This window comes from [Leptolyngbya] sp. PCC 7376 (genome assembly GCF_000316605.1).
Classification (GTDB): domain Bacteria; phylum Cyanobacteriota; class Cyanobacteriia; order Cyanobacteriales; family MRBY01; genus MRBY01.
The window spans coordinates 3,299,756-3,318,741 of record NC_019683.1 but is presented as its reverse complement, the minus strand read 5'-3'; the positions used below and the strand labels follow the sequence as shown (position 1 = coordinate 3,318,741).

Annotated in this window: 18 protein-coding genes; 10 read left to right on the top strand and 8 right to left on the bottom strand. The window is 43.8% G+C overall.

Going from position 1 to position 18,986, the window contains the following annotated elements; all coding sequences use genetic code 11:
- Positions 1–116 precede the first annotated feature (116 nt).
- The 6 genes from dnaK to LEPTO7376_RS14910 all read left to right on the top strand — a co-directional run bounded on the left by dnaK (position 117) and on the right by LEPTO7376_RS14910 (position 8,504).
- Positions 117–2,072, top strand: coding sequence for a molecular chaperone DnaK (gene dnaK, locus LEPTO7376_RS14935; RefSeq protein WP_015134999.1), 1,956 nt, complete (start codon positions 117–119; stop codon positions 2,070–2,072).
- A gap of 118 nt (positions 2,073–2,190) precedes the next feature.
- On the top strand, positions 2,191–3,330 hold the full coding sequence (gene dnaJ / locus LEPTO7376_RS14930; RefSeq protein WP_015134998.1) for a molecular chaperone DnaJ: 1,140 nt from the start codon (positions 2,191–2,193) through the stop codon (positions 3,328–3,330).
- Complete coding sequence (locus LEPTO7376_RS14925; protein ID WP_015134997.1) at positions 3,330–3,590, top strand: sulfurtransferase TusA family protein; 261 nt, start codon at positions 3,330–3,332, stop codon at positions 3,588–3,590. Before dnaJ ends, LEPTO7376_RS14925 begins: the two co-directional genes overlap by 1 nt.
- A gap of 5 nt (positions 3,591–3,595) precedes the next feature.
- Positions 3,596–4,660: a small ribosomal subunit biogenesis GTPase RsgA gene (rsgA, locus tag LEPTO7376_RS14920; protein WP_015134996.1), complete on the top strand. Its 1,065-nt coding sequence runs from the start codon at positions 3,596–3,598 to the stop codon at positions 4,658–4,660.
- Positions 4,661–4,714: 54 nt separating this feature from the next.
- Positions 4,715–6,091 carry an IctB family putative bicarbonate transporter gene (locus LEPTO7376_RS14915; RefSeq protein ID WP_015134995.1) on the top strand — a complete coding sequence of 459 codons (1,377 nt, stop codon included), beginning with the start codon at positions 4,715–4,717 and terminating at the stop codon, positions 6,089–6,091.
- Between the two features lie 211 nt (positions 6,092–6,302).
- Positions 6,303–8,504: a response regulator gene (locus LEPTO7376_RS14910; protein ID WP_015134994.1), complete on the top strand. Its 2,202-nt coding sequence runs from the start codon at positions 6,303–6,305 to the stop codon at positions 8,502–8,504.
- 32 nt (positions 8,505–8,536) lie between these two features.
- Here the strand turns inward: LEPTO7376_RS14910 and LEPTO7376_RS14905 are convergent, their stop codons facing one another.
- Entirely contained in the window at positions 8,537–9,367 is an 831-nt protein-coding gene (locus tag LEPTO7376_RS14905; RefSeq protein WP_015134993.1) for a pentapeptide repeat-containing protein, read from the bottom strand.
- 132 nt (positions 9,368–9,499) lie between these two features.
- Between LEPTO7376_RS14905 and LEPTO7376_RS14900 the strand changes: the two genes are divergently transcribed.
- Entirely contained in the window at positions 9,500–10,075 is a 576-nt protein-coding gene (locus LEPTO7376_RS14900; protein WP_015134992.1) for a phycobiliprotein lyase, read from the top strand.
- 39 nt (positions 10,076–10,114) lie between these two features.
- On the opposite strand, the gene LEPTO7376_RS14895 is transcribed toward LEPTO7376_RS14900, so the two are convergent.
- Positions 10,115–10,924: a carbon-nitrogen hydrolase family protein gene (locus LEPTO7376_RS14895; RefSeq protein WP_015134991.1), complete on the bottom strand. Its 810-nt coding sequence runs from the start codon at positions 10,922–10,924 to the stop codon at positions 10,115–10,117.
- Positions 10,925–11,310: 386 nt separating this feature from the next.
- A complete protein-coding gene (locus LEPTO7376_RS26495) occupies positions 11,311–11,472 on the bottom strand; it encodes a hypothetical protein (RefSeq protein WP_015134990.1) in 162 nt (53 codons plus the stop codon).
- Positions 11,473–11,746: 274 nt separating this feature from the next.
- Between LEPTO7376_RS26495 and rpoD the strand changes: the two genes are divergently transcribed.
- Positions 11,747–12,886 (top strand): RNA polymerase sigma factor RpoD, encoded by a 1,140-nt coding sequence (gene rpoD, locus LEPTO7376_RS14890; protein ID WP_015134989.1) that lies wholly within the window; start codon positions 11,747–11,749, stop codon positions 12,884–12,886.
- Positions 12,887–12,986: 100 nt separating this feature from the next.
- Positions 12,987–13,373: a DUF423 domain-containing protein gene (locus LEPTO7376_RS14885; RefSeq protein WP_041765659.1), complete on the top strand. Its 387-nt coding sequence runs from the start codon at positions 12,987–12,989 to the stop codon at positions 13,371–13,373.
- Positions 13,374–13,375: 2 nt separating this feature from the next.
- Here LEPTO7376_RS14885 and LEPTO7376_RS14880 read toward each other — a convergent pair whose 3' ends face one another.
- The 3 genes from LEPTO7376_RS14880 to LEPTO7376_RS14870 all read right to left on the bottom strand — a co-directional run bounded on the left by LEPTO7376_RS14880 (position 13,376) and on the right by LEPTO7376_RS14870 (position 15,746).
- Entirely contained in the window at positions 13,376–14,347 is a 972-nt protein-coding gene (locus LEPTO7376_RS14880; RefSeq protein WP_015134987.1) for a pyridoxamine 5'-phosphate oxidase family protein, read from the bottom strand.
- Positions 14,348–14,415: 68 nt separating this feature from the next.
- Positions 14,416–15,033 carry a glutathione S-transferase family protein gene (locus LEPTO7376_RS14875; RefSeq protein ID WP_015134986.1) on the bottom strand — a complete coding sequence of 206 codons (618 nt, stop codon included), beginning with the start codon at positions 15,031–15,033 and terminating at the stop codon, positions 14,416–14,418.
- Positions 15,034–15,092: 59 nt separating this feature from the next.
- On the bottom strand, positions 15,093–15,746 hold the full coding sequence (locus LEPTO7376_RS14870) for a glutathione S-transferase N-terminal domain-containing protein (protein WP_015134985.1): 654 nt from the start codon (positions 15,744–15,746) through the stop codon (positions 15,093–15,095).
- A 209-nt stretch (positions 15,747–15,955) separates the two neighbouring features.
- On the opposite strand from LEPTO7376_RS14870, the gene LEPTO7376_RS14865 reads away from it, so the two are divergent.
- Entirely contained in the window at positions 15,956–16,546 is a 591-nt protein-coding gene (locus LEPTO7376_RS14865) for a TetR/AcrR family transcriptional regulator (protein WP_015134984.1), read from the top strand.
- On the opposite strand, the gene speB is transcribed toward LEPTO7376_RS14865, so the two are convergent.
- Together speB and LEPTO7376_RS14855 are read right to left on the bottom strand one after the other, a co-directional pair.
- On the bottom strand, positions 16,539–17,453 hold the full coding sequence (gene speB, locus LEPTO7376_RS14860) for an agmatinase (protein WP_015134983.1): 915 nt from the start codon (positions 17,451–17,453) through the stop codon (positions 16,539–16,541). The genes LEPTO7376_RS14865 and speB overlap by 8 nt on opposite strands.
- Positions 17,454–17,521: 68 nt before the next feature.
- Entirely contained in the window at positions 17,522–18,970 is a 1,449-nt protein-coding gene (locus LEPTO7376_RS14855) for an ATP-dependent DNA helicase RecQ (protein ID WP_015134982.1), read from the bottom strand.
- Positions 18,971–18,986 lie beyond the last annotated feature (16 nt).

Sequence of the window (18,986 nt, the reverse complement as noted above, 5' to 3'; positions counted from 1 at the left end):
TATCTAAAGTTTTTCATGTCATCTTATATTTCGACTAGATCCTTTAGACATCCTCGTCTGCTTAAAACCAACTTTAAATATAACTTCCAAACAACAACTCTTTCTATCACTAAACCATGGGTAAAGTAATTGGCATTGACTTAGGCACAACCAATAGCTGCGTTTCTATCCTTGAAGCAGGCAAGCCAATGGTCGTCACAAATGCAGAAGGCGGTAGAACGACCCCAAGTATAGTGGGCTTTGGTAAAGGTAATGAAAGGTTGGTTGGTCAACTAGCAAAACGACAGAGCGTGACAAATGCAGAAAATACAGTGTATAGTATCAAGCGTTTTATTGGCCGCCGCTGGGATGACACTGAACGGGAACGTTCTCGCGTACCTTACAACTGTGTAAAAGGCCGTGATGATACCGTCGATGTAGAGATTCGCCGCCGGAGCTTTACACCTCAAGAAATCTCTGCAATGGTTTTGCAAAAGCTGAAAACAGATGCAGAAGCATTCCTCGGAGAAAAAGTTTCACAAGCTGTTATTACTGTTCCTGCTTACTTTACTGATGCCCAGCGCCAAGCAACAAAAGATGCTGGCACGATCGCCGGACTAGAAGTACTTAGAATCATCAATGAGCCGACAGCAGCAGCCTTAGCTTATGGACTCGACAAACAAGATCAAGAACAATTTATTCTTGTATTTGACCTTGGTGGTGGAACGTTTGACGTTTCTGTTTTGCAACTGGGAGATGGGGTCTTTGAGGTGAAAGCAACCTCTGGCAATAATCACCTTGGTGGCGACGATTTCGATAATGTCATTGTTCGGTGGATGGCAAAAACCTTCCACAAAAATGAAGGGATTGACCTTAGTACCGACAAAATGGCATTGCAACGACTCCGAGAAGCTGCAGAGAAAGCACAAATCGAGTTGTCTGGAACTTTAACCACTTCCATTAACTTACCCTTTATCACTGCTGATGAAACTGGACCCAAGCATCTCGAAGTTGATCTGACCCGTGCCCAGTTTGAAAAGTTAGCCCAGAAATACATTGAGGGAACTCTAAAACCTGTCCAACAAGCTCTAAAGGACTCAGAACTTACCGCTGACCGAATTGATCGCATTATTCTAGTTGGTGGCTCAACCCGAATCCCAGCAGTTCAAAAAGCTATTCAAGCTTTTTTTGATGGCAAACAGGCAGATCGTTCAATTAATCCCGATGAGGCTGTCGCCTTAGGAGCTGCCATCCAAGCGGGTGTTTTAGGCGGAGAAGTAGAAGATGTTCTTCTCCTTGATGTCACTCCCATTTCTCTGGGCATCGAAACCCTTGGCGAAGTATTCACAAAGGTTATTGACCGCAATACAACAGTTCCAACCAGTAAGTCCCAAACCTTTTCGACAGCGACGGATGGTCAAACATCTGTCGAAATTCATGTCTTACAAGGTGAACGAGCCTTGGCAAAAGATAATAAAAGTTTAGGTCGTTTTCTACTGACTGGCATACCACCAGCACCAAGAGGCTTACCTCAAATCGAAGTGAGCTTTGAAATTGATGTCAATGGTATTTTGCAAGTGTCAGCGCAAGATAAAGGCACAGGCAAAGCGCAAAGCATCAAAATCACGAATACAGGTGGTTTGAGTCCTGCCGAAGTCGATAAAATGCGTGCGGAAGCAGCTCAATTTGAAGAGCAAGATCGTCGTCGCCTCAAAATTGTGGAATTACAGAACCAAGCCGATAGCTTGTTCTATAGCTTCGAAACAACTCTGCGTGAGAATAGCTCACTCCTCAATGAAGAAAAAGAGACAGAGTTAACAGAAAAGCGCCATGCCCTTGAACGAGCTTTTAGCGATAAATCTGTCACAACGGAAGCTGTTCAAGCACTTCTCGATGATTTTCGGGATTCTCTACTAGCAATTGGTTCTCAGATCTACGATGGGAATCAGAATGCAGGGTCTGCCCAGTCCTCCGCCGATGCAAATCCTGCATTTGATTCTGATCACGAAACAATGGTTATTCCTTCCGGAAATGAAGGGATGGTTGAGAACGGCGAAGGCAATATTACAGGTGACTATGAGGCAATCGATTAAGGTCGCTGAACTAAAACAACTCTATTGCTGATAGTAATGGTCTAGAGTTCGCAGCTTTCCCCTCTTCAAGTTAAGATTAGTAAACGCTTTTTTTGCTCATTCATTCAGAACTAAATTTATGGCTGGTGATTATTACGAAATCCTTGGTGTGTCCCGTGATTGCGGGAAGGATGAGCTAAAGCGGGCTTATCGTCGTTTAGCTCGTCAATATCACCCAGATGTAAATAAAGAAGCGGGAGCTGAGGATAAGTTTAAAGAAATTAATCGCGCTTACGAGGTGCTATCTGAGCCTGAAACTCGTGCTCGTTATGATCGTTTCGGGGAAGCGGGAGTTTCTGGTGCTGGTGCCAGTGGTGCTGAATATGGAGATATGGGTGGCTTTGCCGATATCTTTGAGACAATATTTAGCGGTTTTGGTGGTATGGGTGGCCCTGGTGGGTCAGCTGGAGGGACACGTCGTCGTAGTGGACCAACCCGTGGTGATGATTTACGGCTAGACCTAAAGCTTGATTTTAAGGAAGCTATTTTTGGTGGCGAGAAGGAAATCCGCATTCCGCATTTAGAGACTTGTACAACTTGTAGTGGCTCTGGTGCGAAGGCGGGTACATCGTCTGATACCTGTGGAACTTGTAGTGGCTCTGGTCAAGTCCGCCGAGCAACCCGAACTCCTTTTGGGAGTTTTGCACAGGTATCTGTCTGCCCCACTTGTAATGGTGATGGTCAAGTTATTGCAGAAAAATGTGAATCCTGTGGTGGTGTTGGCAGAAAACAGGAAACAAAGAAGTTAAAAATCACAATTCCACCAGGAGTCGATACAGGGACACGTTTGCGGGTATCTCGCGAAGGTGATGCTGGTTTAAAGGGAGGTCCTCCAGGTGATCTTTATGTTTATCTCGCGGTTAATTCGGACAAGAAATTCCGTCGTGAAGGCATTAATATCCACTCAGATGTTGAGGTGAGCTACCTTCAAGCAATTCTTGGAGCCAGAATTACTGTTGAAACAGTCGATGGTACTGAGGAGCTTGATATTCCAGCAGGTTTACAACCGAATAAGGTTCTGACTTTGGAAAATCAAGGTGTCCCGAAATTAGGGAATCCAGTGAGTCGTGGTGATCATTTAATTACAATTAAAGTTGTGATTCCGACGAAGCTGGGACGCGAAGAGCGAGAGCTATTGCACCAGTTAGCACAATTAAAAGGTGCTGGTACTGGTAAGGGTGGCTTTGAAGGAATTTTAGGCAATATTTTTAATAAATAATGGGTGATTCTAAGTCATTGGTTGCTGATGCTCAGCTAGATTTACGGGGAACGCCTTGCCCGATTAATTTTGTGCGGACAAAGTTACAGTTAAAAAAAATGGCCGCGAATACACTGTTGGAAGTATGGCTTGATGCAGGTGAGCCCATGGAACAGGTTCCGGATAGTTTAGTCATGGAAGGTTATCTCGTTGAACAGGCGATCGCCCAAGAAGATGGTGAATATTATTCGCTCTGGGTTCGTTGTCCTGCTGGGGAGTAACAGTAGTGACTCAAACTGAAATTATTTCGGTAGAAGGCACAGTAACAGCGGTACAAGCAAATTTTTATCATGTCCAACCTAATAACGGGTCGGCAGATTTATTATGTACGCGACGCACTCGATTAAAGAAAATTGGGCAGCAGGTCATGGTTGGTGATCAGGTTGTGGTCGAGGAGATCGATCGTCAGGATAAGCGGGGGGCGATCGCCGCAGTTTTACCAAGGAAAACCGAACTAGATCGCCCCCCTGTGGCGAATGCAAATCAATTATTGCTGGTGTTTGCGCTGGCGGAACCGGCCCTTGATCCTTGGCAACTCAGTCGTTTTCTCGTCAAGGCTGAATCAACGGGCTTATCGTTACTTTTGGCGCTAAACAAACAAGATTTACTGGAAAGTCATGAATGTCACGCTTGGCATAAACGGCTGAGTGAATGGGGTTATGATGCAGTGCTTTTGAGCATTGAACAGCGGATCGGTTTAGAGAAATTACAGCAAAAATTGGCAGGAAAAATCTCGATTGTGGCAGGGCCTTCTGGGGTCGGAAAATCCAGTCTCATCAATTGTTTAATTCCCGAAGCAACATTGCGGGTTGGGCAGGTGTCTGGCAAATTGCAGCGAGGACGACATACAACGCGCCACGTTGAGCTTTTTGAGTTGCCATGTGGGGGATTATTGGCAGATAGTCCGGGATTTAATCAACCGGATTGGCAAATTTTACCGCAAGCTCTGGGTAATTATTTTCCTGAAATTCGTCAGCAATTAGCACAAGAAAATTGTCAATTTAAGGATTGTCTCCATCTGCAAGAGCCGAATTGTGCAGTGTCTGATGATTGGGAACGATACGAGATTTATCAAAAATTTCTCGATGAGGCGATCGCCTACAAAGAAAATCAGCAACAACAGCGGGACGAAGAAACACAGCAAAAAGTAAAAATGACGGCGGGCGGCAAACAGCATGAACCTAAATTAGCAACAAAAAAATATCGCCGAACTTCGAGACGGGAACGCCACCAAAATTTAAAAGATCTCTATGAAAAGCAGTCTATCGATGATTTATTTCTTGACGAGTAGGCGACAGGACTCCTTTAAAATGAGGAGTTGCACACCCAGTCAGACAATCGATATATGACGGCATCTTGGCAACGCTGGCTATTTTTACAATTTCCCTTTGAGCTTTGGCTACGGAATAGCTATATTTATGGCGGTTTCGGCCTGCTGCAATCATGGCGGGGAGGGAGTTGGCTATTGCAATGGGCGGAGCCACTCGGTGTCCTAATTCTCTGCGCTTTGCTAGTTTTTGCGCCGTTTGTTTCGACTGGAGTGATTGGTTTTTTCCTCCTTGCAGGAGCAGCCTACTGGGCGTTATTGAGCATTTCTGATCCACCAGCGGATTATCTGACATCAATTCATGTGTTGGTTTTTCTGTTTGCTAGTGTTGCGGCGATCGCCACAGTATTATCTCCAGTAAAATCGGCCGCCTTGTCTGGCCTAATTAAACTCTGTCTATATCTATTCTTTTTTCTTCTGAGTGCAAGGGTGCTGCGATCGCCCAAAGTTTTAGCAGGGGTGATTTGGGTTTATTTAATGCTCTCGCTGGTGGTCAGTGGCTATGGCATTCGACAAGAATATTTTGGTGTCGAACAGCTTGCAACATGGAATGATCCACTCTCCGAACTCGCCAACGACACAAGGGTTTATAGCTATCTCGGCAATCCCAATCTTCTCGCCAGTTATTTGATTCCGGCGATCGCCTTTAGTGCAGTCGCATTCTTGGTATGGCGGACATTTCCACAGAAGATTTTGGCAGCAGTAGCCTTTTTTAGTAATACGGCCTGTGTCTTTTTTACCGATAGCCGTGGTGGTTGGTTAGCACTGTTAGCGTCAGGGATTGTTGGCGCGCTAATGCTTTATGTCTGGTACGGCGATCGCCTCAGTCCTTTTTGGCGACGCTGGCTATTGCCTCTTTGCTTCGCCTTTGGCTTAGGATTGCTTGCCGTTGCGGTGGTGGCTGTAGATTCGATCCGTATTCGTCTATTCAGCATTTTTGCAGGGCGAGGAGACAGTAGTAATAATTTTCGGATTAATGTTTGGTACGCCGTATTTAGAATGATTGGCGATCGCCCATTTTTTGGCATTGGCCCTGGCAATGATGCTTTTAACCTGATGTATCCACGCTATATGGAAAGCCGTTTCTCGGCCTTGAGTGCCTACTCTGTCATTCTCGAAACTGCCGTTGAAGTTGGATTTATTGGCCTAAGTATCTTCTGTTGGCTCATTATCAATGTCTTTGGACAGGGTCTCGAAATCGTTAAACATTGCCGTGACCACAAAAAACTGGAAGGGCTTTGGCTTGTAGGGGCGATCGCCGCAATGGCTGGTTTAATGACCCAAGGACTATTTGACACCGTTTGGTATCGCCCTCAAGTAAATACCCTCTGGTGGTTAATGGTTGGGATGATTGCTGCATACTATCCCCAAATTCGTCATTCTCAACCTAAATAATCTTCACGCTTTTATTACATTTTTTCATTACTTTTCCCCAAGCAATTGATCTCTATTTTCTGTAGGATCAAAATATCTTTCCTCATAAAAATTTCAGATAATGTTCAGCTAGTTCTCAAAAAATAGCTGAATAGCACTTCAATTTCATCTCGAGAAAAACTCATTGTTTCTAATACACTACTCTCCGTATTTCCTATGTTAATACAACACTATGATTTTAATTGGCGACGATCCAGAATCGAGTTCTGACCTCTATAAAAAGATTTTACAAAGCTCTAATGATACTTGCTTTGAAACGAGTCAGAAGGAAATCTTTAAGCAAGCAATTGCTTTAAAACCGCAACTCATTATTCTAAATGCTGAGCTATTTGGAAATGCGGTTTATCGTCTTTGTGTCAATTTGAGGGAACAGTATCCTCTCATTAATACATCGCTAATTTTAATCAATGTCCCCAACGAGACAGTAGAGAAATCCCGTGGCTTTCAGTCAGGTGCTAATGATGTTGTGACTCAGCCCTGCGATCGCCTCGAACTTTTCCAAAGAGTGAAACAGCAACTCTCGAATGTAAAACTCCGACAGCTCCAACAGCAACGTAATCAATCATTAAAACAAACAGTCAAACAACAAAAAGCTCTCAGTGTCGTCATCCAACGCATTCGCCGTAGCCTCGATCTTGAAAGTATTTTCTGGAGTACAGCCAGCGAAATTCACTATGCTCTAAATTGTGACCGGGTTGTTATTTATCGGTTTAATCCAGATTGGAGTGGTAATTTTGTCGCAGAAGCTGTTTCTTCTCAATGGCGATCGCTCATCGATGATCCCAACCTTGCAGTCGAAGAAATAAAATCCACGTCAGCAAAACAGGCTGATTCGGGTGAATGTATCATCCAACTTCTCGATGGCACAAAAAAAAGTTGGATTGAAGATACTTACCTCCAAGAAAATAAAGGTATCTATGAAAAAGAAGGGATACCTTATCGTGTAGCAGATGATGTTTATAAAGCAGGATTTTCTGAGTGCTACATCGAACTGCTCGAAACATTTCAAGCGAAAGCCTATGTTGTCCTGCCCATTTTCTTGGGCGATCGCCTCTGGGGTTTACTAGGTATTTACCAAAATGATGCTCCTCGACAATGGCAAACAGAAGAAAAAGAAATGCTCCTCCAAATTTCCAGCCAACTCGGTATTGCCCTCCAGCAAGCTGAGCTCATCACAGAACTCCGCAGCGCCAAAGAAAAAGCAGACATCGCAAATAAAGCAAAAAGCCTCTTTCTTGCAAGGATGAGCCATGAACTAAGAACGCCCCTTAGTTCAATCCTCGGTTTTGCTGAATTGCTGAGTGTAGACCCAACGTTGAACGAAGATCAGCTAGACTCCATCACCTGCATTAGCCAAAGTGGCAAACATCTCCTCGATTTAATTAATGATGTTCTATCCATTTCGCAAATCGAAGCAGGTCAAATCACCCTTAATCCAGACATCTTTGAATTGACTGAGTGCTTAAATTCCATTAAAGATATTGTCCAAATTGCGGCGACACAAAAGGATATCAAACTTACCTTTCATATTGATGGCAGTTTGCCTCCCTATGTCTATTTCGACCAAGCAAAACTTAAACAGATACTCATTAATCTATTAAACAACGCCATTAAATTCACCGACGTTGGTCAAGTCATTCTCCAAGTGTCTTATCGCACCACAGGCAAGTCATCTTACTTTATTCGCTTTGAAGTAATTGATACGGGTTTGGGTATCAAAGCCGTCGAGCAAAAGACATTATTTCGCTCTTTTCAACAAACCACTTCTGGTCGCCAATCAAAACAAGGAACGGGCTTAGGGTTAGCTATTAGTCAAAGCTTTGTGCAGAAGATGGGAGGGAAAATAAAGGTCGATAGTGAAGCAGGAGAAGGTTCTCGTTTTTGGTTTGATCTGCCTCTTACAGAGGAATATGCGTCTACCGAACAACAAGCTCAATTCACCATAAATGACAAGGATATTCAGCCTGACAAAGACCAAACTATGACCAAGGTTCTAGTGATTGAAGATCATCCAATTCAGCGAGAGTTATTAGAACTCCAGCTCATTGAGATGGGATTCGAAACGAAAGTGACTGCTGATGGTGCCGATGGGCTCGAATGTTGGCGCAGGTGGCAACCAAATATCATTCTGCTCGATCTGCGTATGCCTTCGGTGGATGGCTCCACTGTCATTCAGGAAATTGATCAGGCGATCGCCGACAACCCAGAATATACAAAACCTAAAATTATCGTCATTACAGCCGATGTCTTTTACGCTCAAGAAAATAAAGACCTATCCTTAAACTGCGACGAGATTATCTACAAACCAGTTAAGCCCAAACGATTACTCAGCACCATCAATTACCACTTAAAGAACAGCAGAAAAACAGCTTAAAAAATCAAGCTTCAATCAAAATTTTTAATGATTTAAGAACGCGACGGGCAATTTAAGCTTGCGCGGGTATTTTTTCGTGTGAAGGAATTCCAGGTGCCAAGTTCTTTGGGCGATCGGCTACAAAGATAGGATCGCTCTGAATCACTCAAACCCCTCACATCACTAAAATCAGCCCCAGCTAAACTTTCGATTTGCTCTAACATTGCCCCTGTTAAATCTGCCCCTCGCAAATCAGCCATCTCCAATTCCACATTGATGAGACGAGCTTCCCTTAAACAAGCACCAGTTAAAAAGGATCGCTTCAAATTGGCACCACTAAACGCAACACCCGTTAAATTAGCACCAGTAAAATCAGTGCCACTCAAGTAGGCACCACGAAGATTTGCGCCCTGTAAATCGGCACCTCGTAAATTGGCTGTATTGAGATAAGCGCCAGAAAGATTTGCCTTGGGCCCTACAGCACCAGAATTGCGGTAATTGAAATCGTCTGGCCAGATTGTCTGAGAATTATAGAAAGCCAGAGTTAAATTGGCACCATCAAGGACTGCACCTGCAAGATCACAATCATTCAAAATAGTGCGTTGTAAATAAGCTTCAGAAAGCGTGGCTCCTTTCAGAGATGCATTGGTTAAATTGGCACGGCGTAGGTCTGCATTCTGTAACTGAGCACCAGCTAAAGTTGCCCCAGTGAAATTCACACCAATTAAAATTGCGCCTTGTAAATTAGCATCACTGAGATCATATCCCGCTAAATCAAGGTCTTCTAAATTAGCATTCTCTAAGCTATTTCCTCTCTCTAATATCTCTTTGACTTCGGCAGGAAGATAATGCTTAAAACTGAGGCGATTAGCGAGAGAACTCATGAAATTTAAAATGGTGTGAAATTAAAAAACATAATGATTGTAAAATCCAGTGAGTCATTCAGTTGACTTTTAATATTTATTTGTTAACTTTGTTAAATTTTCATTCACAAAAGGTCTGAGGGCAAACAAAAGATGCTTATTGAAACACCCATGAGTATGATGGCATTTTTCCGCAAGAGTGAAGGGACATGGTTTTCCCAGCGGACAGTGCATCGTTTTGATTCGGCGGCTGATGAGTCGGGGGAATCGAATTTAATTATTTCTGTTTTGTCAAAAGATGATCCTAAGGTTTTAGAAATTTGTGAAGTACAAAATACGGATCCAGCGCTTGTTAGTGGTGGTGCTAGTTTCCAATGGCAAGGAAATTTGAGTGAGAAAGAACCAGACCCAAATTATGAAGCAATCTTAGTCGACATTCCAAACCCTGATAATCCTTGTGAAGGTAAGTTTCTGCGAAACAAGGGTTATGTAGAAGGGATTCCTGTGGTCGGTGTTTACAATTTTGCGCTGGATGGTGTCATGACAATTGACACAGAATATGAGCGTAATCAAGGTCGTGAACGCGCTTGGTTTATCACAGATGATTTCCGAGTACGGGTCAGCACGGTTCAGATTATGAATGGAGTGAATCTGATGACTTATGCATCAGAACGCCGCTGTGTGTCACCGGAATCTTTGCGAGAGATGATGCAAAAACAATTTGCTTGATCTGCAATTAAATTTCGTCCGTTTTTATTCGGCCATTTTTTAAAATACACGGTGCTGTAAGCAGGGCATTTGCTGACGGACTTGCTTGAGGCGGATGGGGCTAATTTCGGCGATCGCCACCCCGGGATGAACCCCAACATCATCTAAAATTGTGCCCCAAGGATCAACGATCATGGCGTGGCCATGAGAATAGCGCATTCCGTAGTGCTTACCAGTTTGAGCAGGGGCAACCACATAAGCTGTATTTTCAATTGCCCGCGCTTGGATCAACGTTTGCCAATGATCTTTACCGGTATAAGCAGTGAATGCAGCAGGAATACAAAGAATGTCCGCCCCTTGCTTAGAAAGGTGACGGTACAGTTCTGGGAAACGTACGTCATAGCAAACAGATAAACCAATATTGCCAAGCTGTGGCGTCCGACAGAGCTGTGGCAAGCTATTTCCTGCCTGTACAGTGCTTGATTCAGTGTAGGTGTTGCCATCCGGCAAATCTACATCGAATAAGTGGACTTTGTTATAGCGTGCGAGTTCTTGCCCTTCTGGGGAAATGAGCAGCGCGGTATTACAGACTTTATTTTCACCGGCAGGCACAGGAAATCCACCACCCAACAATGTAATGCGAAATCGCTGAGCCATCGTTTTGAGAAATTTCTCACTTTGCTCAGCAATTTCCTGAGCTTGGGTCATTTTGCTTGCTTCATCGCCGAGATACGAAAAATTCTCGGGTAATGTGACTAACTCAGCACCTTGGTTGACCGCCAACTGGATTAGATCTTCTGCCTCTCCGAGGTTATGAATAAGGTGCGGCTTACTCTTCATTTGGACAGCGGCGGCAAGGTAGGATTTCATGCTGGTCGTTTTATGGGGCTGGGGAGGAATGGCGTTTGATAGAAATACTTTGTTTATCAAACTGGTTTAATAAGATAGCAGAATCTAATGATTTCACCACAGGCGATCGCCAAAAAATTAATTAGTCTTTTTCCCCGTTAATCTGTCATATTTGGTGGGGATCCACCCCAATGAAAAATAAGTCATCATCCTAAAGCCGCAGATTACTAAAAGGCGCAGAAAATTGATCCCATCCTCGAAAACGCTAGAAGCCAGCTATATTGGGCTTTCTCCCAATAAATTAGTGGATTTGTTCAGTTTTTTTTTATTATTCCGGACATTTTTGAAAAAGATCAGTTAACCTATAACCAATTAAGTTTGTCCAAGACCCTTGGCAAACTGCACATCTAACCAAAAGTAGAAATTTCCAAGTCCATGCCATCGGGCGATCGCCATTCGTATAGAATCGATCCCCAAATGACAAAGACAAACGTTAATTTCAGAAAAATCTTATTTAAGAAGTGCCAGTTTGCAAGATTTTTGTTATAACCGTGTGGGCGATTAGACATATTTTTTTTAGAATGTCTAGCAATTTCAGCCGAAATGAATAGTTAAACCGTTTCGGTTCAGGGATTTAACCCATTCAGGATAAATCTGTATAGACGATTGTCTACTGGTGTTTATCTGCCTCAAAGCAGGATCAAACCCAAAACTTTTTTTCATGACCGGATATTTTGCAGGAGCATCACAACCAAATGAGCTATCGCAAGGAATTCCGTTAGACTGATTATTCTCAAATTTTGTACACCGTCATATATAGCTAATAGAAAGAGGAAAACAGGCATGACCCAAGCGAAGACAGCACTGGAACTAACCACTAAAACGAGTCAGAACAATGCTGAGATTGATTACAGTGCCCTTGCCGAGGCGGAAGTCACGACAGTAAAAGAAGAATACGTCGAAATCAAACTCACCACTAAAAAAACTCGTAAGGCTAAAACCAGTCGTCGCAAGGAGTCTGCCACCAAAAAGAAACCCTACACTGAAGATTCAATTCGGATTTATCTTCAGGAAATCGGTCGTATTCGCCTCCTCCGTGCTGAAGAAGAAATTGAACTCGCTCGTAAGATTGCAGATTTGCTAGAGCTAGAGCGGATGCGTGAACAACTTGAAGAGCACGAGTCTCGCGTTCCCACTGATAAAGAGTGGGCTGAAGCTGCGGGTATGCCTCTTAAGGATTTCCGTCGTCGTTTGTTCCATGGTCGTCGCGCGAAAGACAAAATGGTGCAGTCCAACCTGCGTCTTGTGGTTTCCATCGCGAAGAAGTATATGAACCGTGGTCTATCTTTCCAAGACCTTATTCAAGAAGGTTCCCTTGGTTTGATTCGTGCAGCTGAGAAGTTTGACCACGAAAAAGGCTATAAATTCTCTACTTATGCAACGTGGTGGATTCGTCAGGCTATTACCCGTGCGATCGCCGACCAATCCCGTACTATCCGCCTCCCAGTTCACCTTTACGAGACTATCTCTCGGATTAAGAAGACTACCAAAATTTTGTCCCAAGAACTCGGTCGTAAGCCAACTGAGGAAGAAATTGCAACTCGTATGGAAATGACCATCGAGAAACTTCGCTTCATTGCAAAATCTGCTCAGCTACCTATTTCTCTCGAAACGCCCATTGGTAAAGAAGAAGATTCTCGCCTCGGTGACTTTATCGAAGCCGATGGTGAAACACCTGAAGATCAGGTTTCTAAGAGCCTACTTCGCGAAGATCTTGAGAATGTTCTCGATACCCTCAGCCCTCGTGAGCGTGATGTTTTGCGCCTACGTTATGGCCTCGATGATGGTCGCATGAAGACCCTCGAAGAAATCGGTCAAATCTTTAACGTGACTCGTGAGCGTATCCGTCAAATCGAAGCAAAAGCACTTCGTAAGCTCCGCCACCCCAACCGCAACAGCATTCTCAAAGAATATATCCGCTAGATTGCGACGCGAATTCAATTAGCTATTTGTAACATTTTTTGCCCTGCCGATGGTGGGGCTTTTTGTTAGGTTTAAACAAAATTTTGGAGATGAAATTTTTATGTGGACAAGATGTTTTCTGACGATCGCCCCCATTTTGGCAGCAATTTCTGTCGCAGCCGGAGCTTTCGCGAGCCATGCTCTCAAAGCAAAACTAGATACCTATGCCCTAGACATTTGGGAAACTGGTGCGAAATACCAGATGTACCATGCGATCGCCTTGCTATTTGTAGGTTTGTTAGCACTCCAAGAATCAATGCCACAAGCTTGGCTCAATGCTGCGGGGATTGGATTTATCGTCGGAACAGTACTTTTCTCTGGGAGTCTCTATACGCTCAGTTTGAGTGGCGTAAAAATTCTTGGAGCCATTACGCCATTGGGTGGTGTTGGGTTTTTGATTGGTTGGATTTGTTTGGCGATCGCCGGATGGTCACAGGTTTCGAGTTGACGTTATTGCCAATCTCCAACGAATTCATTGGCTGGCGAATATTCATCAAAATCCCAGCGGAAGGGCAATGCTTCTGGCAAATAAATAATTTCTTCCGCCGTGACTCGAATTAATTGTTCTGCCCCTTTAAAATTTTCGAGTTGTTCATCTTCCCAAATAATTTCAGCAGTACCAGTGAGAGATACTAAATTCCCGGCTTCAAAATCGACAAACAATACCCCAATATGATTGTTGAGATGGAGATTACCGAGAGTATTGTAAAAATTGTTGCCTGCAAAATTCGGAAAAATAAAAGTGCGATCGCCCTCTAATTTCACAAAGCCTGGTTTGCCGCCACGGTGGGACATATCAACGCCTTCATTCCCTTTTTCATATTTGCCATTAAAACTAGTCGCGAGATAAAAGCTGTCGGCTTGACGAATAATATTGGCGATGTCTGCGGTGAAATGGTCAAAAGTTTGAGCTTGGTTAACCGGATTTTCGAAACGCTCCGGTAGCCAGACTAAATTACGTTTGTGGATAAATTGCGGGCAATTGCCAAAGGATTGGGTCACATGAACGGAGAAATTATTTGGGGCGATCACCGTAACTTTTCCATTAACTCGATTGCGGCGACGAGTATGAAGTTCAATGCCCAGAAATCCTAAATTTGCGTTGAGCTTGAGATTATCAGAGAGGCGATCGCCAAGTAATGGAGAAGCCTGAAATTGAAGGGTTTGGCTGTCGAGTGCAGTAATAAAAGATGATTTATTTGTCAGAATTGAAGCCCAAGGACGAGATTGATCATCAAGACTGCCAACCAAAATAAACGGCAACTGCGCGTAAAATTCTCGGTGCTGATCCGGCATAAAATCTCGAATAAACCGACGCCCAACTTTTTCTGCTTTTGCACGTACTCCGGCGAGTTCTTGCACTGCTTGTTCACCATCATGAAAGGGTGAAATATCCTGTGTCCAACCAGCTAATTGAGTCATTATCTTGTTCTCACAAAGCTTCAAAAAAAGCCCAGCACCAATACAGCACCAGGCTCCATGGGAAAAGTCTAAGCACTCACGGGTGCATCAATACTGCGCATCCCGACGAAATTGGGCAGATGCTTAATGCGGTCAATCCACGACAAGACATTCGGGTAAGCATCAAGGGAAATATTGCCATCAGGCGCTAATGCAACGTAGGGAAAGACAGCGATATCTGCAATGGTTGGGCGACCAAATTCAAGCCACTCTTGGTCAGCTAAATGCTCATCGAGTTGCTTCAAAATCAGATTTGCTTTTTCTTCTGTCCGCTCGATATTAAGGGTCTTCATTTTAAAGAGATGATAGAGTCGCGCACTTTCGACACCTTGGCGCACTTCACCTGCTGTCGTCGAGAGCCAACGGACAACTTTACTGAGGGAAACAGCGTCAGTAGGTAGCCAATCTTCACTGCCATATTTTTTCGCGAGATAGACCAAAATCGCCTGGGCATCAAGCACCGTTTCATCACCATCAACAAGGGCTGGCACTTGACCAAAAGGATTAATCGCCAGGTAAGGGGGCTTTTTATGCTCACCTTTCATCAGGTCAACTTTTACAAATTCGTATTCTGTGCCGAGCAATTCTAAGAGGAGACGAACTTTGTAAACGTTACCGGAAAGCTCATGACCATAAAGCGTAATCATTTGGATATTCTCCTAAAAATAAACAGTGGAGTGAGTTGAAAAACTTGAAATTTGCAACATCAGGCAGTTTGCAAAACGTTGGCGTATTGACTGCTGAAATCAGGGGCAAAAATTTTCATCCCTATCTTTACCGCGGGGCGATTGCCGACCGTATTGAGCCACCGCTGCACACTAGGGAAATCATCGAGCGGCAGTTGTAAATACGAGCTTGCCGCCGCCGCAATCCAGGGATAAAGCGCCATATCTGCGATGGAATAATCCCCAACCACAAACTCATTATTTTCAAGCTGACGATTTAAAACACCCAATAACCGCAAATCTTCTTTCTCATAACGGGCGATCGCATAATTAATCTTTTCGGGCGCTGAATTTCTAAAGTGACCGAGCTGACCGAACATCGGGCCAACACTCGCCATCTGAAACATCAACCACTCAACAACCTTTGTTTTCGCGGCAAGATCAGTCGGCAAAAACTGGCCATACTTTTCCGCCAGATACATCAAGATTGCGCCCGACTCAAACACAGAAAGACCATTATCGCGGTCAACAATCGCCGGAATTTTGTTATTAGGACTAATCGCTAAAAACGCTTTCGAAAACTGATCGCCTTTACCAATATCAACTTTATGAATTTCATAGGGCAAGCCTAGCTCTTCAAGGAGAATTGCGGGCTTACGACCGTTTGGCGTCGCGTAGGCATATAAATCAATCATCTTGTTTTCCTCCAACTGCCTAAGTAGAAAGGTCTGTATACTTATGTATATCAATCACTATATAGACAGTTCTGTATAGTGTCAAGCGTTTTTTAGAAAAATATTTCGTCTTTTCAAAGTGGCGATCGCCTAAATACTTGTCAAATAAGGTTTTGAGGTCCTAAGATAAATATACAGACTTGTCTACTTAATGAGGCTTGATCAGAGAAATGGCTACAAAAAAAGCGCCGAGGCGATCGGCGCGTGAAAGAATTTTAGAAGCGGCATCAGATTTGTTTTACCAAGAAGGCGTGCAAAATGTGGGAATTGACCGCATCATCGCCGAATCTGGTGTGGCGAAAATGTCCCTCTACAACAATTTCAAATCAAAGGATGATTTGATTGCCGCCTATATCGAACAACGTGGAGCTGAATGGAGCGCTTTTCTCGCGAAACGTTTGGATGAATTGGCTTCAGAACCTCAAGCCAAGATTTTGGCGATCTTTGATGTGTTGGCAAAATGGGCGGCGAAACCAAATTTTCGAGGCTGTGCTTTTATCAACTCCAGTGTGGAATTGGCAAATCCTGAGCATCCGGGTTTTCAGATTGCAGTCGAGCAGAAAAAAATGACCCTTGCTTTTCTGCAAGATTTAGCGACTCAAGCGAATTTATCTCAGCCGGAACCCTTGGCGCAACAACTCATGATATTGATCGAGGGTTCGATTGTGGTAGCCATGATGCATAAAAATTCCGAAGCCATGATATCGGCAAAACAGGCTGCTCAAGTTCTAATCGACGTTCACGCACCGGACCCTAACTAAAATTTTTTTCGTGCCAATAACCGATGAGTTTGTAGACAAGTTTCGCAGCCGTATATTCGGAGACGACTGTGCCTTGGATGGGAGCAAGTTCCATCACATCACAGCCAATTACGGTTTTCTGTTGGAATAATTGGCGCAAAAATTTCAAGGTGCTATACCAATCTAAGCCGCCGGGCTCCGGGGTTCCCACGCCACCAATTAAACTTGGGTCAATGCCATCAAGATCAATGGTGAGAAAGACTTTTTCGGTAGAAATGTTGGCGATCGCCTCTGATATCCAATTGGGATTTTGATGAATATCCCAAGCCCAAACCACCGGAATATTTTTTTCGGCAACTAAATCAGCTTCTTCTTTACAGAGACAACGAATCGCCACAGGCAAACTTGGCAACCCCAAATCCATAATGCGGCGCATCACACAGGCATGATTATGTTCAGAGCCTTCAAATGTCTGACGCAAATCCGTGTGGGCATCAATCTGTACTACAGTAAACGGCTCATTATCAAAATCCAGAAATCCCTGTACTACACCCGTTGTAATGGCATGTTCTCCACCGAGAGCAATCACAAATTTATTATCGTCCAGAAGTTCTTTTACTGTTGCGCGAGTCTCCCGCAACATCATTTCCGGCGTTAAATCAGGATTCTTGCGAGTGTCGGCGATCGCCTGATATGTAAAAATCCCGAGGTCAAAACAAGGTTCGCAACGCAATTCATCATCATAATATTCCAACTGATAAGATGCATCTAAAAGTTCGGCGGGACCATGCTCGCAGCCTTTGCGATAGCTCGTTGTCACCTCATAGGGAATCGGTAAAATCACAACTTTGGCAGACTCATAGGAGCTATAAACTTCGTCTCCGATAAAATCTGGCAATTCCGATTGAAAATTCTTTAAGGCGTTCATAGCTTATGGTTGCGTTGCATAGATGGAAAGGGTGAAAATTTACAGCCTATATCCTAAATCTAAAACCGTTATGCCTTGGATTTTTGGCAGAGATCGCACTGACCACAGCGAAAATTTCGCGCATGTGTGGCAAACCCAAAAGCATTGAGTAAATATTGCCACCGACAATTTTTGTCCTTCCAAAAATCATTAATTTGCTGAGCTTGTTTCGTGTGGGATTGAACGAGCAAATTAAATGCTTTTTTACTGGGCTTAGCAGATTTCTGAAACGTAAATGGATCAAGCCATTGTAATTGGCCAATGCGATGGAGAATTGCTAAACTCAACTCAGCATTTTTTATACTTGATTCATTCAGGTTACCTTGAGTAGGCAAACGCGAACTGAGCTTTTGAGCCTCTTGAATCTGACGCTGTAATTTTTGTTGAAAGAACGTTCGTCGTTGTTTGTCCTCGGGGTTCAATAAGCCTGTGGGTTCACTGATAAGACTTAAGACATCACTCGGTTGCCCATCGCGTCCAGCCCTACCAATTTCTTGGACATATTCAGCGAGTAGTGATGGTGGATGGTAATGCAGAATCCAGCGCACATCGGCCTTATTGATGCCCATTCCAAAGGCATTTGTACAGACCACAAACTGCAATTTATTTGTGAGCCAATCTTTTTCTCGTTGGCGGCGATCGCCCGGACTCAGTCCCCCATGATAAGCAGCAGTTTTGTAACCCTGTTGCTTTAACTCCTTTGCTAATTTTTCAGTATCTTTTCGCGATCGCCCATAAATTAAGCCGGACTGATTTTTGTGCTGCACCAGAAACTCTTGTAATGCTTGGCGTTTACCTTTGGGTGTCCAAATCGTTTTGCTGCGGATACGTAAATTCGAGCGATAGGGATTTTGCAGAAATTTTTTCGGACTTTTTAAACCTAGTATTCGAATAATTTCTGATTGAGTTGTGGGATCAGCTGTGGCAGTAAAGGCGGCGATCGCCATTTTTGTGCTCTTGGGTTTATGGCGTAATAAAGCAGAACGCACTGCACCGAGACGGAGATAAGCAGGACGAAACGTATCTCCCCATTGCGCCAGACAATGAGCTTCATCAATAATCAAACCGTTAATTTTGATCGTTGGTTGAATTAGCTTTTCCCAAACCTGTGGCGATAGAAGAGTTTCCGGCGAAAGATACAAAAGACGTAGCTTATTTTGTTCAAATTGAGTCAGAGTTTGATGGCGATATTGTCGCGACACTTGACTATGGAGAACCGCCGCAGAGAGACGTTTTTGCCGTAGTTCAAGCACCTGATTTTCCATTAGCGCAATCAAAGGCGAGACAATCAGCGTTAATCCTTCTTGCAACAATGCAGGCAACTGAAAACAAATCGATTTGCCGCTCCCCGTCGGCATGACAATCAAAGCATCCTGGCTCGATAGTAAGCTGCGAATAATCTGATCCTGTGGCGGACGAAATGATTGGTAGCCCCAAGTTTCTTGAAAGAAGCGTTCAATTTGCGACCATTCCTGCATGAATTTTTCTAACCAC

Bases quoted from the DNA above. Each gene is read 5' to 3' on its own strand.
- speB (WP_015134983.1), bottom strand. From the start codon at position 17,453: ATGAACGCCTTAAAGAATTTTCAATCGGAATTGCCAGATTTTATCGGA.
- LEPTO7376_RS14925 (WP_015134997.1), top strand. From the start codon at position 3,330: ATGGGTGATTCTAAGTCATTGGTTGCTGATGCTCAGCTAGATTTACGG.
- LEPTO7376_RS14870 (WP_015134985.1), bottom strand. From the start codon at position 15,746: ATGATTGATTTATATGCCTACGCGACGCCAAACGGTCGTAAGCCCGCA.
- LEPTO7376_RS14895 (WP_015134991.1), bottom strand. From the start codon at position 10,924: ATGAAATCCTACCTTGCCGCCGCTGTCCAAATGAAGAGTAAGCCGCAC.
- LEPTO7376_RS14885 (WP_041765659.1), top strand. From the start codon at position 12,987: ATGTGGACAAGATGTTTTCTGACGATCGCCCCCATTTTGGCAGCAATT.
- LEPTO7376_RS14855 (WP_015134982.1), bottom strand. From the start codon at position 18,970: ATGCAGGAATGGTCGCAAATTGAACGCTTCTTTCAAGAAACTTGGGGC.
- LEPTO7376_RS14865 (WP_015134984.1), top strand. From the start codon at position 15,956: ATGGCTACAAAAAAAGCGCCGAGGCGATCGGCGCGTGAAAGAATTTTA.
- LEPTO7376_RS14905 (WP_015134993.1), bottom strand. From the start codon at position 9,367: ATGAGTTCTCTCGCTAATCGCCTCAGTTTTAAGCATTATCTTCCTGCC.
- LEPTO7376_RS14900 (WP_015134992.1), top strand. From the start codon at position 9,500: ATGCTTATTGAAACACCCATGAGTATGATGGCATTTTTCCGCAAGAGT.
- LEPTO7376_RS26495 (WP_015134990.1), bottom strand. From the start codon at position 11,472: ATGTCTAATCGCCCACACGGTTATAACAAAAATCTTGCAAACTGGCAC.
- rpoD (WP_015134989.1), top strand. From the start codon at position 11,747: ATGACCCAAGCGAAGACAGCACTGGAACTAACCACTAAAACGAGTCAG.
- LEPTO7376_RS14910 (WP_015134994.1), top strand. From the start codon at position 6,303: ATGATTTTAATTGGCGACGATCCAGAATCGAGTTCTGACCTCTATAAA.
- LEPTO7376_RS14915 (WP_015134995.1), top strand. From the start codon at position 4,715: ATGACGGCATCTTGGCAACGCTGGCTATTTTTACAATTTCCCTTTGAG.
- dnaK (WP_015134999.1), top strand. From the start codon at position 117: ATGGGTAAAGTAATTGGCATTGACTTAGGCACAACCAATAGCTGCGTT.
- LEPTO7376_RS14880 (WP_015134987.1), bottom strand. From the start codon at position 14,347: ATGACTCAATTAGCTGGTTGGACACAGGATATTTCACCCTTTCATGAT.
- dnaJ (WP_015134998.1), top strand. From the start codon at position 2,191: ATGGCTGGTGATTATTACGAAATCCTTGGTGTGTCCCGTGATTGCGGG.
- LEPTO7376_RS14875 (WP_015134986.1), bottom strand. From the start codon at position 15,033: ATGATTACGCTTTATGGTCATGAGCTTTCCGGTAACGTTTACAAAGTT.